The organism is Burkholderia savannae (assembly GCF_001524445.2).
GTDB classification, from domain to species: Bacteria; Pseudomonadota; Gammaproteobacteria; order Burkholderiales; family Burkholderiaceae; genus Burkholderia; species Burkholderia savannae.
Genome location: NZ_CP013417.1, coordinates 1,148,481 through 1,164,386 on the forward strand (window position 1 = coordinate 1,148,481; position 15,906 = coordinate 1,164,386).

The following is a 15,906-nucleotide window of genomic DNA, read 5'->3' on the forward strand; positions in this document are numbered from 1 at the left end:
ACGATGAACGCTAAAGAAGCCAATTTCGACGGGCTCGTCGGCCCGACCCATAACTATGCGGGGCTGTCGTTCGGCAACGTCGCGTCGCTGTCGAACGAGAAATCCGACGCGAACCCGAAGGCGGCCGCGAAGCAGGGGCTGCGCAAGATGAAGCAGCTCGCCGAGCTCGGCTTCGCGCAGGGCGTGCTGCCGCCGCAGGAGCGGCCGTCGCTGCGCCTCTTGCGCGAGCTCGGCTTCTCCGGCAAGGACGCCGACGTGATCGCGAAGGCCGCGAAGCAGGCGCCCGAGATGCTCGCCGCCGCGAGCTCGGCGTCCGCGATGTGGACCGCGAACGCGGCGACGGTGAGCCCGTCCGCCGACACGAGCGACGGCCGAGTGCACTTCACGCCGGCGAATCTGTGCAGCAAGCTGCATCGCGCGATCGAGCACGAATCGACGCGTCGCACGCTCGCCGCGATCTTCGCGGACGAAGCGCGCTTCGCGGTGCACGACGCGCTGCCCGGCACGCCCGCGCTCGGCGACGAGGGCGCGGCGAATCACACGCGCTTTTGCGCGGAATACGGCGCGCCCGGCGTCGAATTCTTCGTGTACGGCCGCGCCGAATTCCGCCGCGGGCCGGAGCCGACGCGCTTTCCCGCGCGCCAGACGTTCGAGGCGAGCCGCGCGGTCGCGCATCGCCACGGCCTGCGCGAGGAGGCGACGATCTACGCGCAGCAGAGCCCGGACGTGATCGACGCGGGCGTGTTCCACAACGACGTGATCGCGGTCGGCAATCGCGACACGCTGTTCTGCCACGAGCGCGCGTTCGTCGACAGGCAGGCGGTGTACGACGCGCTCACCGCATCGCTCGGCGCGCTCGGCGCGCAGCTGAACGTGATCGAGGTGCCGGATCGCGCGGTGAGCGTCGCCGACGCGGTCGGCTCGTACCTGTTCAACAGCCAGCTGCTGACGCGCGACGACGGCCGGCAGTTGCTCGTCGTGCCGCAGGAATGCCGCGAGAACGCGAACGTGTCCGCGTATCTCGACGCGCTCGTCGCCGGTAACGGGCCGATTCGCGACGTGCGCGTGTTCGATCTGCGCGAGAGCATGAAGAACGGCGGCGGGCCCGCGTGCCTGCGGCTGCGCGTCGTGCTGACCGATGCGGAGCGCGCGGCGGTGAAGTCGAACGTGTGGATCAACGACGCGCTGTTCGCGTCGCTCGACGCGTGGATCGACAAGCACTACCGCGACCGGCTGTCGCCCGTCGATCTCGCCGATCCCGCGCTGCTCGACGAATCGCGCACCGCGCTCGATGCGCTGACGCAGATCCTCGGCCTCGGCTCGCTCTATGACTTCCAGCGCTGATCGCGGCGGCGACGCCGCGTGGCTCGACGATTTCCTCGCGCTGACGCTCGCGGGCGAAAAGCCGCGCGCGGAAGCGGGCGAATGCGCGGCGCGTGCGGCGGTGCGCTGGCGCTGGCTCGGCGACGGGCTGCTGCAGCTCGAGCCCGCCGACGCGGCGCTGGCGAGGCAAAGCGTGTTCGTATCGGCGGGCGTGCACGGCGACGAGACGGCGCCGATCGAGCTGCTGTCGATGCTCGTGCGCGATCTCGCGCGCGGCGCGCTGCCGCTGCGCTGTCGCCTCCTCGTCGCGCTCGGCAATCCGGGCGCGATGCGCGCGGGCGAGCGCTATCTCGACGATGACCTGAACCGGCTCTTCGGCGCTCGCCACGCGCAGCTCGCGGCGAGCCGCGAGGCGCCGCGCGCGGCGCAGCTGGAGGCGGCCACGTCGGCCTTCTTCGCGACGGCGGGCCGCGCGAGGGGCGCGCGCTGGCACATCGACATGCACACGGCGATTCGCGCGTCGGTGTTCGAGCAGTTCGCGCTGCTGCCGCACACGGGCGAGCCGCCGACGCGCACGATGTTCGAGTGGCTCGGCGAAGCGGGGATCGCCGCGGTGCTGCTGCATACGGCGAAGGGCAGCACGTTTTCGCACTTCACCGCGGCGACGTGCGGCGCGCTCGCGTGCACGCTCGAACTCGGCAAGGTGATGCCGTTCGGCGCGAACGATCTCGCGCGCTTCGCGCTCGCCGACGCGGCGGTGCGCGGCCTCGTCTCCGGCCGCCGGGACGCGCCGCGCGGGCCGCTGCCGCGCGTGTTCACGGTCGTCGACCAGATCACGAAGCAAAGCGACGCGCTCGAGCTTCTCGTCGCGAAGGACGTGCCGAACTTCACGCCGTTCGCGCAGGGCACGCTGCTCGCGCGCGACGGCGACTACCGCTACGCGGTGCGTCATGCCGAGGAGCGCATCGTGTTCCCGAATCCGGCCGTGAAGCCCGGCCTGCGAGCGGGGCTTCTCGTCATCGAGACGACGCGCGACACGCACGCGTCGCTCGCGTGAAGCGCGGGCCGGGCCCGATGCGGTCCGGCCGGACCTTGGCCCGGCTCGGCCCGGCGCAACCCGGCGCCTCGCGCATTCAGCGGTCGAGCCCTTCCGCCGCCAGCGCTTCCTTGACCTTCGGCCGCGCGGCGATCCGCTCCATCAGTGCGACGAGATGCGGATACGGCGCGAGCGGAATGCGCAGAAAGTTCGACCAGTTCGCGACCGCGAACAAATACGCGTCGGCGACCGTGAAGCCGCTCGCGCTCAGATATTCGCGCGTCGCGAGATGCGCGTCGACTTCGTTCAGGCGTCGATCGAGCTTGTCGAGGCATTGACGCCGCGTCGACTCGGCGGTGTCGTCGTGAAAGAGCCACGGACTGTACGTCTTGTGCAGCTCGGAGCTGACGAACGTCAACCATTCGATCACCTCGTAGCGCGCCGGCGTGCCGTGCGCGGGAATCAGCGCGCCGGCGGGCGCGAGATCGCCGACGCGCTGCAGCAGCGCGGCCGCTTCGGTGTGGCGCGTGCCGTCGTCGAGCTCGAGGAGCGGCACGTAGCCGCGCGGCGATACCGCGTGGAAGTCGCCGCCGTCGCCGGCGATCCGATGTTTGGACAGATCGACCCTGACGGCTTCGAACGGCAGGCCGGCTTCCGTGAGCGCGATGCGAATGGCGAGCGAACAGGCGCCGGGCGTGTAATAGAGCTTCATGAGCGAGCGTTTCCTCGTGTTGACGATAGGTCGAAGGCGGCGGGCGGCGCTCGAAGGCGCGCCCGGGATACGTCGCTCGAATAGCGGCGACGCACTCGACGATAACGGAAAAGGCGCGAAACGATGCGTGTGGAAACGCGATATGAACCGACGGCCATCGACACGCAGGCGGCGCTCGCTCGCGCTCGTGCGCGCGGGCACGCTCGCGCAAGCGGCGCGCCGGATGAACCTCGACGCGCCCACCGTGTTCCGCGCGGTGCGGCGCATCGAGCGGAGCCCGGGCGGCGGCTGTGCGCGCGCTCGACGCGCGGCTATCGGCCGACGTCGCGCGGCGGGCGGCTCGCGCGGCACGGCGAGCGCATCGAGGCGAAACGCGCCGCCGACGCCTGCGCCGCGTAGCCGGGCGCGATCGCCGCGCGTTCCGGCACATGCCTTGCGCGATTGCGACATCGTCTTGCAACTTCCGTTCGACGCGCCCCCCATTCGATGCGGCGCCGCGCGAGCGAGCGTTCGACGGCTCGGGGCGCGCGAGACGGTACAATCGCGACCTTGCGGCTGTTGCGCCGCATCACGGCCGACCCGCGCGATTGTCCGGAAATTTCGGCGCTGCAATGATGCGGCGGTCCGGTCGTTGACTGACATTGTTCGTTCAAAGCGAGGAGAACACCTGATGAAGTTGAACTGGCGGAAGATGGCCGTGTTCGCGGTCGCGACGGCCGCGGCGCTGGAGGCGGGCAGCGCGTTTGGCGCCGACCTGAAGGAAATCCGCTTCGGCGTCGAGGCGTCGTATGCGCCGTTCGAATACAAGATGCCGGACGGCAAGCTGGCGGGCTTCGACATCGACATCGGCAACGCGGTGTGCGCGAAGCTGAAGGTCAAGTGCGTGTGGGTCGAGAACGCGTTCGACGGGCTGATCCCGGCGTTGCAGGCGCGCAAGTTCGACGCGATCAACTCCGACATGACGATCACCGAGCAGCGTCGCAAGGCGATCGACTTCACCGATCCGATCTACACGATTCCGAACCAGCTGATCGCGAAGAAGGGCAGCGGCCTGCTGCCGACGACCGCGTCGCTGAAGGGCAAGCGCATCGGCGTGCTGCAGGGCACGATCCAGGAAGCGTACGCGAAGAAGCGCTGGGCGCCGGCGGGCGTCGAAGTCGTGCCGTACCAGACGCAGGATCTCGCGTACGAAGACCTGAAGTCGGGCCGCCTCGACGCGACGTTCCAGGATTCGGAAGCGGGCGCGAAGGGCTTCCTGTCGAAGCCGCAGGGCGCGGGCTTCGCGTTCGCGGGCGATCACGTGAGCGACGCCGAGATCCTCGGCACGGGCGTCGGCTTCGGTCTGCGCAAGGGCGACGCGCAGTTGAAGAACGCGGTCAATCAGGCGCTGAAGGACCTGAAGGCCGACGGCACGATCGACGGCTTCGCGAAGAAATACTTCAGCGTGCCCGTGACGCTCAAGTAACGCATTCGACGGGCGGCTCGCCGCTCGTCGCGATGTGCTCGAATCGACCGGCCGCGCAAGCGGCCGGTTTCGTTTTGAGGCGCGCCGGTGCCGCTCGGCGCAAGGGCGACCGGCGCCGCTTCGCGATAGCGGCGCGCGCGGCGGATGCGACCGGCCGCGCGCGCCGCGCGCATCATGCGCCGTTCGGTCGGGCCGAGCCGCCCGCGCCGCCTTGCGCGCCGCCCGGCCGCTGATCCGCCATCGGCGCGTCTGCGCGCAGATGCGCGTCGCTCGTCGCGCGGCCGCGATAATCGGTCCAGCACTTGCGCTCGGTGTCGTAGAGCTTGCAGCGCCGCGCGGTGTCGAAATACCAGCGCCAGCCGAAGCGCTGCACGACGATGCGCCCCGGCAGCATTGCTTCGAGCTTCGCCTGCGCGCCCTTCAGCCCGTACAGCGGGATGCTCATGTCGACGTGATGCGCGGTGTGCTCCATGATGTGATGCAGCAGCCCGCCGATGCCGAACGGAAACGTCAGGTGCAGCGTCGTCGACACGAACGGCGCCGCGCGCGACCATTCGGCGCGGTTCGCGTGCCACGAGATCCGCGGATCGGTGTGGTGGACGTAGACGACGAAGCCGATCATCGAGCACCAGAACAGGAACGGCACGGCAAAGCCGGTGACGAGCAGCAGGAGCGTCGACTGATGCGTCGCCGCGGCGATCCAGACGACCGCGCCGATCCACAGCGCGGCGAAGCCCGTGACGAGCAGGCAGTCGCGCCGGAATATCGGCCGCGACGCGCCGAGGTAGGCCTTCGCCGGAAAGTACATTCGCAGCCACCAGATTTCGACGAGATAGTAGAGCCCCGGCGCCCAGCCGCTGCGATAGATGCGGTCGAGAAAACGCCGCGTCGGCGACAGCGCGGCGAACTCGTCCGGCGTATGCGGCGCCCACACGAAATCGAAGCCCTTCAGGTTCGTGTAGCCGTGATGGACGACGTTGTGGCCGACTTCCCACAGGCTGTATGGCGTGAGCGACGGCAGGAACGCGATGCGGCCGAGCCAGCGGTTGAGCCGGTGATTCGGCGTGAGGCTCTGATGGCACGCGTCGTGGCCGATGATGAAGAGGCGGCCGGTGACGAAGCCGGCCGCCATGCCGCAGACGATCTTCGCGACGCTGGACGGCGCGAGCAGCGCGCCTGCGAGCGCGGCGAGGAGCAGCAGATAATCGACGACGAGCAGCGCGATCGAGCGGACGATCACACGCTCGCCGAACGGCGTGATCCACGAGCGGATGACCTTGCGGTGCGGCATCGGCTCGTCGACGCGAATGGGGTTGGAGGAGTCGTTCATGGAGTCGATAGCACAAAAAGACATCGAGGCGCCGGTGCCGGTATCCCGCGCTTCGCCCGCCGAACGGCGGCGCGGATACCGGTCGCCGGATCGCAGGCGCCGCGCCCGAGGCCCGCGCGACGACGCGAGCGTGAGCACGTGCGCATGCGGTTGCAATGGCGTCGGCGAAGCGACGGACGATGCGAATGTCGATCGTCGCTCATGTTCGCCGACGCTTCGGAACACGAATCGAAAACGAATCGAAATCGGCTCGCGCGGCGCCGTCGAATCCGGTAACGCGTGCACCACGTGCAGACGGCCGGATCGGCGCGTGCGCCCGGCGCGGCGAGAGCAACGAACAAGCAAAGCGGCAAACATGCAACAAGAGCGATGCCGTCCAGCGCGGGACGGCATCGCCGACGCGCGGCAAGACCCGTCGCGAGGCTTGTCGCAAGGCTTGTCTATCGGGACATCATGTTCATGCCGACGTTGTGCATGACCCAGACCGTGCCGAAGATCAGGATCAGCGCGGTCAGCACCGTGTAGCTGAACGCCATCACGTTCCAGCGCTGACTCGACGACGTGTTCATGTGCAGGAAATAAACGAGATGCACGACGATCTGCACGGTGGCGAGCACGGCGAGCGACACGAGCGTCTCGCGCGGCGGCAGCACGCCGCCCATCACGAGGCCGAACGACGCGGCCGTCAGCAGCACCGACAGCACGAAACCCGCGATGTAGCCGCCGATGGTGCCGTGCGCTTCATCGCCGTGAGAAAGATGCGTATGTGCCATTCAGATCACGCTCGCAAGATAGACAAAGGAGAACACGCAGATCCAGACGATGTCGAGGAAGTGCCAGAAGAGGCTCAGGCAGGTGAGCCTGCGGATGTCCCGCTCGGTCAGCTCGGGGCGGCGCAGCGCCTGCGCGGCGAGCACGATCATCCACGCGAGGCCGGCCGTCACGTGCAGCCCGTGCGTGCCGACGAGCGTGAAGAACGACGACAGGAACGCGCTGCGCTGCGGCCCCGCGCCTTCGGCGATCAGGTGCGAGAACTCGCGCAGCTCCATCGCGAGGAACGCCGCGCCGAGCACGAACGTCACCGCGAGCCAGCCGAACACCGCGCCACGCCGCCGCTTGTGCGCGCCGATCATCGCGAAGCCGTACGTGATGCTGGAAAGCAGCAGCGCGGCGGTCTCGAGCGCGACGCCTGGAATGTCGAACAGGTCCTTGCCGGTCGGGCCGCCCGCGAACTGATTGCCGAGCACCGCGAACGTCGCGAACAGCGCCGCGAAGAGCACGCAGTCGGTCATCAGGTACAGCCAGAAGCCGAACACCGAATGCGACGGCGGATGATCGTGCGATGCCGCGTGGTCGAGCATCATCGTGTTGTGCGACATCAGTTGACCTCCAGTTCGACTTCGGCCGGCTGCGCCGGCATGCGCGCGCCGGTGCGCTTTTCCTCGATCTTGCGGACCGTTTCGGCCGGAATGTAATAGCCGTCGTTGTCGCCCGCGCTATACAGGATCACCGTCGCGACGATGCCGACGAGCGACGCGATCGCGAGCCACCAGATGTGCCACACGAGCGCGAAGCCGAGCACGAGGCTGAACATGCCGATGATGAAGCCCGCACCCGTGTTCGACGGCATGTGGATGTCCTGATAGACGATCTTCTTGCCGGCGCCGACACCGAGGCCATGTTCCTTGCGGTACGCGAGCTCGTCGAGCGCGTGCACGGTCGGGATCACCGCGAAGTTGTAGACGGGCGGCGGCGACGTCGTCGCCCATTCGAGCGTGCGGCCGTCCCACGGGTCGCCCGTCGTGTCGCGGTAGGCGGGCTGGTTGCGGTTGCGTACCGCGACCCACACCTGCGCGACCTGATGCAGCACGCCGATCGCGATCAACGCGACGCCGCACGCGGCGACGATGAGCCACGGATGCCATGCGGGGTTGTCGTAATGATTCAGGCGGCGCGTCATGCCCATGAAGCCGAGCACGTAAAGCGGCACGAACGACACGTAGAAGCCGATGAACCAGCACCAGAACGCGCGCTTGCCGAGCTTCTCGTCGAGCTTGAAGCCGAACGCCTTCGGGAACCAGTAATGGAAGCCCGCGAGATAGCCGAACACGACGCCGCCGATGATCGCGTTGTGGAAGTGCGCGATCAGGAACAGGCTGTTGTGCAGCACGAAGTCCGCGCCGGGGATCGCCATCATCACGCCCGTCATCCCGCCGAGCGTGAACGTCACCATGAAGCCGATCGTCCACAGCACGGGCGCGGTGAACTCGATGCGGCCGCGGTACATCGTAAACAGCCAGTTGAAGATCTTCACGCCGGTCGGAATCGCGATCACCATCGTCATGATCCCGAAGAACGCGTTCACGTTCGCGCCCGAGCCCATCGTGAAGAAGTGGTGCAGCCACACGAGGAACGCGAGCACCATGATCACGCACGACGCGTAGACCATCGTCTTGTAGCCGAAGAGCGGCTTCTTCGAGAACGTCGAGATCACTTCCGAATAGATGCCGAACGCGGGCAGCACGAGGATGTACACCTCGGGATGGCCCCACGCCCAAATCAGGTTCAGGTAGACCATCGCGTTGCCGCCGGCGTCGTTCGTGAAGAAGTGCATGCCGAGGTAGCGGTCGAGCGCGAGGAGGGCGAGCGCGACCGTCAGGATCGGGAACGTCGCCATGATGAGGACGTTCGAGCAGAGCGCGGTCCACGTGAACACGGGCATCTTCATCAGCGTCATGCCGGGCGCGCGCATCCGGATGATCGTCACGAAGAAGTTGATCGCGGTGATCAGCGTGCCGACGCCGGATATCTGCAACGCCCACAAGTAGTAATCGACGCCGACGCCCGGACTGAACTGCAGCTCCGACAGCGGCGGATACGCGAGCCAGCCTGTTTGCGCGAATTCGCCGACGATGAGCGAGACGTTCATCAGCAGCGCGGCGACGGCCGTCATCCAGAAGCTCAGCGAATTGAGGAACGGGAACGCGACGTCGCGCGCGCCGATCTGCAACGGCACGATCAGGTTGAAGAGCCCGACGAGGAGCGCCATCGCCATGAAGAAGATCATGATGACGCCGTGCGCGGTGAAGATCTGATCGTAATGATGCGGCGGCAGGTAGCCCGGGCCGTTGTATGCGAGCGCGAGCTGCAGGCGCATCATCACGGCGTCGGCGAATCCGCGCAGCAGCATCAGTACCGCGACGATGATGTACATCACACCGATCTTCTTGTGGTCGACCGACGTGAGCCACTCGGACCACAGCCATTTCCAGCGCTTCGTGTAGGTCAGCGTGCCGACGACCGAGAGCGCGACGAGCGCCATGAACACGGCCGCGCCCATGACGATCGGCTGATCGAACGGGATGGCAGAAAGCGTCAATTTACCGAACATGCGTTACCCCTTCGTCCGACAGGCGGCGTCCGTCAGATCGAGGACGTGGCCGTTGTTGTACTTCGCGATGATGTTGTGAAAGAGCCGCGGGTCGATCGTCGAGTAGTAGCGCACGGGCTGCTTCTCGCTCGGCTGCGCGAGCTGGCCGTACGCGCTCATGTCGAGCCGGTCGGCCGACGCGCGCACCTTCGCGACCCACGCGTCGAACGCGTCGCGCGACGTCGCGAGCGTGCGGAACTTCATGTCGGAGAAGCCGCGGCCGCTGTAGTTCGCGGAGATGCCGGCGAAGTCGCCCGGCTCGTCGGCGATCAGGTGCAGGCGCGTCTGCATGCCGGCCATCGCGTAGACCTGCGTGCCGAGCTGCGGAATGAAGAACGAGTTCATCACCGAATCGGACGTGATCCGGAAATTGATCGGCGTGCCGACAGGCACCGCCAGTTGGTTCACCGAAGCAATGCCGAGGTCCGGATAGACGAAGAGCCACTTCCAGTCGAGCGCGACGACCTCGACGTCAATCGGCTTCACCGACGATTGGATCGGCCGATACGGATCGAGCTCGTGCGTGGTCTTCCACGTGAGGATGCCGAGGAACAGGATGATCAGCGACGGCACCGTCCAGATCACGATCTCGATCGCGGTGGAATGCGCCCACTTCGGCGAGTAGGTCGCGTTGCGGTTCGACGCGCGGTAGCGCCACGCAAAGAGCAGCGTGAGGAGGATCACCGGCACGACGACGATCAGCATCGCCCACGTCGACGTGGCGATCAACGCCTTCTCCGCGGCGCCGATCGCGCCCTTCGGATCGAGCACGTGCAGCTCGCTGCATCCGGAAAGATCCGCGACGAGTCCTAATCGCAGGATCGCGGACGCTCTACTCGTTATTCTTCGGACCATTGAATTTGCCTAAGTTTGTTTGTGATGAAGCAGGCCTAGCGAGACGCCGAAACGCATTCGTCGCACTCGATGCGACAACCAGTCGCTTTGGCGGCGGAATGTAGCGGAATTTCGCGGATTGCATGTTGACGATTCGCAAACAACGCATGGGGCGAGGTCTTGATGCATGTTCAGGCGAGCCCGATGCACGGCCCAAAATGGGTTGGAAAGACAGTGGCGGAAAAATGAAAGCCGACACGCCGCGCGCCGGCTTTGCGCGCATGGGCGAGCCCGTATGCTCCGAAAAGCTTGTGTTGAATCAACGTGAACGAAGATCGGCGAGCGAAGGGCGAGGGCGGCATGTACCTTCGAAGACGCGATCCGTCAGGTCGCCTATCGAATCACGAACTACACCGCCTTTCCGATGCAAGATCCTTCACCCAACCTGAAGCCCGAGCTGAAGCTCGACGATCCGTTCGTCGATGCCGTTCACACGGAATTCGTCCAGTTGCTCGACGCAGCCGCGCGCGCGGACGACGCGCACTTCCTGCAGGCGTTCGACGTCTGGATCGATCACTGCCGTCAGCACTTCGAACGAGAAGAGCGCTGGATGGCGAGCACGAAGTTCGGGCCGCAGTACTGCCATGCGGCCGATCACGACGAAGTGCTGAAAGTGGCGGCGTCCGTGCGCGACAAGATCGCGCGCGACGCGCAGTTCGAACTGGGCCGCCGGCTGCTGGCGGAAGTATCGGATTGGTTCGATCATCACGTCCGGACGATGGACTCGATGATGGTCGCCCACCTGAAGATGCTCAACTTCGCGATGCTCGACGAGCGGACCGAAGTCTGACGCGGCTTCGCCGCTGTCGGCCGGGCGCCGGCGGCGGCGCGGTAGCGGCGACGGAAGAGGGCGCGGCCGATTCAGCCGCGCGACGATCGACTGCCGCATTCGTGAGAAGCGGGCGCGCGGCGGCGCCCGTTCGCGTTCGAACGCGAACCCGTCATCGCGTTCGCGCGGTCGCTTTCGCCGGCATCGCGATCGCGAATTCGTGCATCTTCTCGGCCGCGCTCAATCCATTCTTCGGTGGCGGGCCGACGAGATCCGCGAGCGTCGCGCCGTCCAGTTCCTTGAAATATGCGCGCAAGGCGCGGTCGAGCAGCCGCTCGAGCCGGCACTTCGCCGCGAGCATGCACGTATTCGTGTTCCGGTCGAAGCACTCGACGAGCCGAAAGTCCGTTTCGGATGCGCGAATCACGTCGCCGATGCCGATACGCTCGGGCGGCAGCGCGAGACGCACGCCGCCGCCCCGGCCGCGCGTCGTCTCGAGCGTGCCTTGGCGCGCGAGGCTGTTGACGATCTTCGTCAGGTGATTCTTCGACACGTGGTGGCGCTCGGCGAGCTCCGCGATCGTGATGAGGCGATCCGGATTCGACGCGCAATACATCAGCACGCGCAGCGTGTAGTCCGTGTATTCAGAGAGTCGCATACGTGGCAAAAAGATGCATATTCAATGTTGCTATCTAGGGTGGCGCGCTATAAGATGCGCAATACATGCACTTTATATAGCTAACGGCTGCATGTTGCAAGCCGGGCAATCGCCGACGGCACTTCCCGGCGGGTGGCGGGCGTTCCACACGGGTCGCGCGCCGCGTCTTTCTCCTTTTCAAGGGCTATGCCATGAGCGAGCAGTACGCATCCATCATCGACGTTCGTAGGATTCCTCATCACAAGCGCCATGCACTGATCTTCGGCACCTTCGATGCGTTGCCCGGCGGCGAAGCGCTGCAACTGATCAACGATCACGATCCGAAGCCGCTCTATTACCAGTTGGAGCAACTCGCGGCCGATTCGTTCGAATGGACGTACCTGGAGGCGGGACCGTCGCAGTGGCGCGTGCAGATCGCGAAGCGCGACGGCGCGCTCGGGCACGATGCGGGCGACAGCTGCTGCTCGGGCGGCGGCTGCGGCGGTTGAATCGCACGGCTTGACGCGGCGCGACGCAACATGGCGCGGTGTCCGCGCTTGGCGTCGCGTCGCTCCGCATGAACGGCGGCGGGCGGGAATGCGCGGCGGGCGTCGTTCGCCGGATGTCCGCACGGATGTTCGCACGGATGTTCGGCGCGTCGCGTCATGTCGCGCCGCGTTACGTCGGCGCGGACAGCGTCCGCGAAAGGAAGCGCCCGCAAGCGCGGGCGTCACGGCGCTTTCGGCCGGCTTTGACGGCTCATGCTTCGCCGCGTCGCAGCGCCGTTTCTTCAAAGACCGAGCGCGAGCATCGCCGTCTCCGACATCCGCGACCGATCCCACGGCGGATCGAACACCATGTCCACGTTGACCTCGCCGACGAACGGCAGCGCGAGCACCTTGTCGGCGACTTCGTCGGCGAGCGCTTCTCCCATTCCGCAGCCGGGCGCGGTCAGCGTCATCCTGATCGATACCTTCAAGCGATCGTGCTCGGCGGGCTCGATCATGCAGGCGTAGATGAGGCCGAGCTCGACGATGTCGACTGGAATCTCCGGGTCGTAACAGGTCTTCAGGGTCCGCCAGACGAACGCTTGCGCCTCGTCGTGCGAGACGGGGCCGTCCGGCGCTTCGATCTCGTCGGGCGGTGGCCGGCCGATCGCGTCCGCATCCGCGCCGCGCAGCCGCACCATTTGGCCGCCGACGACGAGCGTGAAGTTCGTGCCGAGCGCCTGCGTGACGTCGGCGATCGTGCCCGCGGGCAGGTCGAGCGGCGCGCCGGACGGCACGCATTCGACGGCAACCGGCCGTTGCAGGACGACCGTTTCTTTCGGATGTCTCATGATGCGTGCGCCTCGTGTTCGGACGCATCGGTCGCGTGTGTGTCGAGCGCGTGTGCGAGCGCGTGCCAACCGAGCAGCGCGCATTTGATCCGGCTGGGATAGCGCTGCACGGCGACGAGGCTCGCGAGCTTGCCGAGATGGGCCTCGTCGTGCTCGGCCTGGCCGGTGAGCACCGCGCGGAATCGCTGCTGGAGCTGCCGTGCGGCTTCGACGTCGCGGCCGATCACGGCCTCGGTCATCATCGACGCGGACGCGATGCAGATCGCGCAGCCGTGGCCTTCGAAGCGGATGTCGCCGATCCGGCCGCCTTCGATGCGCAACTGCACCTTCAGATCGTCGCCGCATTGCGGATTGTGCCCACGCGCCTCGTGCGTCGGATCGACGAGCTTGCCGAAGTGACGCGGCGCGCGCTTGTGCTCGACCACGAGTTCCTGATAGAGCGTGTTTCGCGCGTCGGCGGGCGCAGCGAGGGAGAGTGTCGAATTCATCGCAATACCTCGAGTGCATGCGCGACGCCGGCCACGAGTCGTTCGACCTCGTCGTGCGTGTTGTACAGCGCAAACGATGCGCGTGTCGTCGGCCCGCAGCCGAGCCGCTCGAGGAGCGGCTGCGCGCAGTGATAGCCCGTGCGCAACGCGACGCCGCGCTCGTCGAGCAACGTGCCGATGTCGTGCGGATGCGCGCCGTCGGCGACGAACGACACGATCGCCGACGACGTGTGCGCGGCGAGCACGGTCACGCCGTCGAGCGCCGCGAGGCCCGCTGCCGCGTGGTCGCGCAGCGCGCGCACGTGAGCGTCGATCGCCTCTCGGCCGATTTCGTCGATATAGTCGGCGGCGGCCGCCATTCCGATCGCGCCCGCGACGTTCGGCGTGCCGCCTTCGAGCCTCGCGGGCAATGCGTCGAACGTCGCGTCGGTTTCGCCGACCCAGCTCACCATGTCGCCGCCGAAGCGCAGCGGCACGAGCCGATCGAGCGCCTCCCGGCGGCCGACGAGCGCGCCGGTGCCCATCGGCCCGTACATCTTGTGGCCGGAAAATGCGGCGAAGTCGCACGCGAGCGTCGACAGGTCCGGCACTTCGTGACTCATTGCCTGCGCGGCGTCGAGCACCGTCAGCGCGCCTGCCGCGTGCGCGGCGGCGAGCAGCGCTTCGTAGGGCGGCCGCTCGCCGGTCGCGTTCGAGCAGGCCGTGACCGAGAACACGCGCGTGCGCGGCGTCAGCAATCGTTCGAGATCCTTCACGTGCAGGCGGCCCTCAGGGTCCGGGGGCAGGATTCGCAGCCGCGCGCCGCAGCGGCGCGCGGCCATCTGCCACGGCACGAGATTCGCATGATGCTCGAGAGCGCTGACGACGATCTCGTCGCCTTCCTGCAGCACGGCCCGCGTATGGCCCGCGAGCGACAGGCCGTGCGCGACGAGATTCAGCGCGTCGGTCGCGCCCGACGTGAAGACGAGCAGATGATCGGCGCGCCCGCCGACGAAACGCGTCAGCGTGTCGCGCGCCCGCTCGTAGGCGTCGGTCGCGCGCTGGCTCAGCGTGTGGACGCCGCGGTGAATGTTGGCGCGATCGCGCTCGTCGAAGCGGCGCATCGCGTCGAGAACGGGCCGTGGCATGTGCGTCGTCGCCGCGTTGTCGAGATAGGCGAGCGGCGCGCCGTTGACGCGCTGCGCGAGTGCGGGAAACGCGTTCACCATCGTCGCCGAGCGCAGCATGTCACCCATGGCGAACCTCCGTTGCCGCCGTTGTTTCCGCCTGTTCGGCCAGATGCCGCTCGACCTCGCGTGCGACGAGCGTATCGCCGCCGAGCGTCTCCAGCATGCCGGGCGCGTCGATGCCGCGCGCGAGCGCCGAGCGCGCCATGCCCGCGATGATCAACGCCCGCGCATCGCGTCGATCGAGGCCGCGCTGGCATGCGTAGAAGAGCGCGTCTTCGGGCAATGCGCCCCACGTCGCGCCGTGCGCCGCCTGCACGTCGTCGTGATGGATCTCGAGATGCGGCCGCAGCACGACGCGCGGTTCGCCGCTCGTCGGAATGCCGCTCAGGCGCTGCCGGAGATCGGCACCCGATGCGCCCGCCGCAATCGACGAGAACGCGTTTGCGACGATCTGCGCGTTGCCGCTCGCGAGCGCGAGCGAATCGATCGCGCTCTTCGTGCGCGGCGCCGCGTGCGTTGCGCGCATCTGCTGTTCGAGCTTCGCGTGCGCGGATGCGAACAGCACGCCGGAGGCGCGGGCGAGCGCATGCTCGCCGCGCAGATCGAGCACCGTGCGTTGCAGGTGGTACTCGCTGCCCGCCGCGAGCAGCGATTGCCGATATTGCGCGCCGCACTCGAGCTGCACGTGCACGTGATGCGCGATGCGGTCGAGCGCGCGAGGCGTCGCGACGCGCAAATGATAGAGCGACGCGCCGGCGCCGAGCCGGATATGCGCCCGCAGGTTCTGCGTGATCGGGCCGTTGCGGCCCGCGGCTTCGTGCCCGTGCGATTCGATCAGCACGCAGCGCGCGCCGGGCATCACGTCGATCACGACGAGCGGCGCTTCGACGCTCGCGTGCGGCTGCAACCGCAACTGAAGCATCACGGGCGGGCATTGCGCCGAACCGCTGCCGATGCGCAGACGCAGGCCGGATTCGCACAGCGCGCGATGTGCCCAGAAGAACGGCGCGGCGTCGCCTTCGCCGGACGTCGGCAGATCCGCGAACAATGCGGCGCGCTCGGCGGGATCGGCCGTGCCCAGCCGGCGTGCGTCGACATGCCCGAGCGAGCCGGAGCCGACGGGCGCAAGCAGCCAGCCGGCGCGCGCCGGCGCGCTCGGCGCGGCCGATCGCGTGCGGCGAGCGTCGTCGCCGAGCCAGGCGTCGGCGGCGGGCGGCGGAAGATGGCGAAACGATTCGGCGCGGCGCGGGACCCAGCCGCGTTCAGAGAGCCGCGCTCGCGCGGCGATCCGTTCGGTGTCGGTGGTCGTCATCG

At 67.5% G+C, this 15,906-nt stretch carries 15 protein-coding genes and 1 pseudogene; 5 read left to right on the forward strand and 11 right to left on the reverse strand.

Annotated elements, in window-relative coordinates:
* Window positions 1-3: 3 nt before the first annotated feature.
* Together astB and astE are read left to right on the forward strand one after the other, a co-directional pair.
* Complete coding sequence (gene astB / locus WS78_RS05805) at window positions 4-1,344, forward strand: N-succinylarginine dihydrolase (protein WP_059584779.1); 1,341 nt, start codon at window positions 4-6, stop codon at window positions 1,342-1,344.
* Window positions 1,328-2,380 (forward strand): succinylglutamate desuccinylase, encoded by a 1,053-nt coding sequence (gene astE, locus WS78_RS05810; protein WP_059584777.1) that lies wholly within the window; start codon window positions 1,328-1,330, stop codon window positions 2,378-2,380. Before astB ends, astE begins: the two co-directional genes overlap by 17 nt.
* A 76-nt stretch (window positions 2,381-2,456) precedes the next feature.
* Here the strand turns inward: astE and gstA are convergent, their stop codons facing one another.
* Complete coding sequence (gene gstA / locus WS78_RS05815; RefSeq protein ID WP_059584829.1) at window positions 2,457-3,071, reverse strand: glutathione transferase GstA; 615 nt, start codon at window positions 3,069-3,071, stop codon at window positions 2,457-2,459.
* 670 nt (window positions 3,072-3,741) lie between these two features.
* On the opposite strand from gstA, the gene WS78_RS05820 reads away from it, so the two are divergent.
* Complete coding sequence (locus WS78_RS05820; RefSeq protein ID WP_038755339.1) at window positions 3,742-4,536, forward strand: ABC transporter substrate-binding protein; 795 nt, start codon at window positions 3,742-3,744, stop codon at window positions 4,534-4,536.
* 172 nt (window positions 4,537-4,708) lie between these two features.
* On the opposite strand, the pseudogene WS78_RS05830 reads toward WS78_RS05820, so the two are convergent.
* The 5 genes and pseudogenes from WS78_RS05830 to cyoA form a co-directional block, all read right to left on the reverse strand.
* Window positions 4,709-6,012: pseudogene (locus WS78_RS05830) on the reverse strand (fatty acid desaturase).
* 294 nt (window positions 6,013-6,306) lie between these two features.
* The gene (cyoD, locus tag WS78_RS05835) at window positions 6,307-6,639 is read right to left on the reverse strand and encodes a cytochrome o ubiquinol oxidase subunit IV (RefSeq protein ID WP_038755318.1); all 333 of its coding nucleotides are present in this window, start codon (window positions 6,637-6,639) and stop codon (window positions 6,307-6,309) included.
* Entirely contained in the window at window positions 6,640-7,245 is a 606-nt protein-coding gene (gene cyoC, locus WS78_RS05840) for a cytochrome o ubiquinol oxidase subunit III (protein WP_038755315.1), read from the reverse strand. It lies immediately after the preceding gene.
* Window positions 7,245-9,257, reverse strand: coding sequence for a cytochrome o ubiquinol oxidase subunit I (gene cyoB, locus WS78_RS05845; protein WP_085701504.1), 2,013 nt, complete (start codon window positions 9,255-9,257; stop codon window positions 7,245-7,247). Before cyoB ends, cyoC begins: the two co-directional genes overlap by 1 nt.
* A gap of 3 nt (window positions 9,258-9,260) precedes the next feature.
* Window positions 9,261-10,151, reverse strand: coding sequence for a ubiquinol oxidase subunit II (cyoA, locus tag WS78_RS05850; protein WP_085701505.1), 891 nt, complete (start codon window positions 10,149-10,151; stop codon window positions 9,261-9,263).
* A gap of 403 nt (window positions 10,152-10,554) precedes the next feature.
* Here cyoA and WS78_RS05860 point away from each other — a divergent pair, with 403 nt between their 5' ends.
* Entirely contained in the window at window positions 10,555-10,980 is a 426-nt protein-coding gene (locus WS78_RS05860) for a bacteriohemerythrin (RefSeq protein WP_038750756.1), read from the forward strand.
* Window positions 10,981-11,131: 151 nt separating this feature from the next.
* Here the strand turns inward: WS78_RS05860 and WS78_RS05865 are convergent, their stop codons facing one another.
* Complete coding sequence (locus WS78_RS05865) at window positions 11,132-11,617, reverse strand: RrF2 family transcriptional regulator (protein ID WP_038750753.1); 486 nt, start codon at window positions 11,615-11,617, stop codon at window positions 11,132-11,134.
* A 191-nt stretch (window positions 11,618-11,808) separates the two neighbouring features.
* On the opposite strand from WS78_RS05865, the gene WS78_RS05870 reads away from it, so the two are divergent.
* Window positions 11,809-12,105 carry a DUF2249 domain-containing protein gene (locus WS78_RS05870; RefSeq protein ID WP_038750750.1) on the forward strand — a complete coding sequence of 99 codons (297 nt, stop codon included), beginning with the start codon at window positions 11,809-11,811 and terminating at the stop codon, window positions 12,103-12,105.
* A 281-nt stretch (window positions 12,106-12,386) separates the two neighbouring features.
* Here the strand turns inward: WS78_RS05870 and sufT are convergent, their stop codons facing one another.
* Genes sufT through WS78_RS05890 form a run of 4 tightly spaced genes read right to left on the reverse strand, consistent with a single transcriptional unit; the run spans window position 12,387 to window position 15,904 of the window.
* Window positions 12,387-12,935, reverse strand: coding sequence for a putative Fe-S cluster assembly protein SufT (gene sufT / locus WS78_RS05875; RefSeq protein ID WP_059584192.1), 549 nt, complete (start codon window positions 12,933-12,935; stop codon window positions 12,387-12,389).
* Entirely contained in the window at window positions 12,932-13,423 is a 492-nt protein-coding gene (gene sufU, locus WS78_RS05880; RefSeq protein ID WP_059584189.1) for a Fe-S cluster assembly sulfur transfer protein SufU, read from the reverse strand. Before sufU ends, sufT begins: the two co-directional genes overlap by 4 nt.
* Window positions 13,420-14,658, reverse strand: a complete 1,239-nt coding sequence (locus WS78_RS05885) for an aminotransferase class V-fold PLP-dependent enzyme (RefSeq protein WP_059584187.1) — start codon at window positions 14,656-14,658, stop codon at window positions 13,420-13,422. The genes sufU and WS78_RS05885 overlap by 4 nt, the downstream gene beginning before the upstream one ends.
* The gene (locus tag WS78_RS05890; RefSeq protein ID WP_059584184.1) at window positions 14,651-15,904 is read right to left on the reverse strand and encodes a SufD family Fe-S cluster assembly protein; all 1,254 of its coding nucleotides are present in this window, start codon (window positions 15,902-15,904) and stop codon (window positions 14,651-14,653) included. Before WS78_RS05890 ends, WS78_RS05885 begins: the two co-directional genes overlap by 8 nt.
* Between the last annotated feature and the right edge of the window lie 2 nt (window positions 15,905-15,906).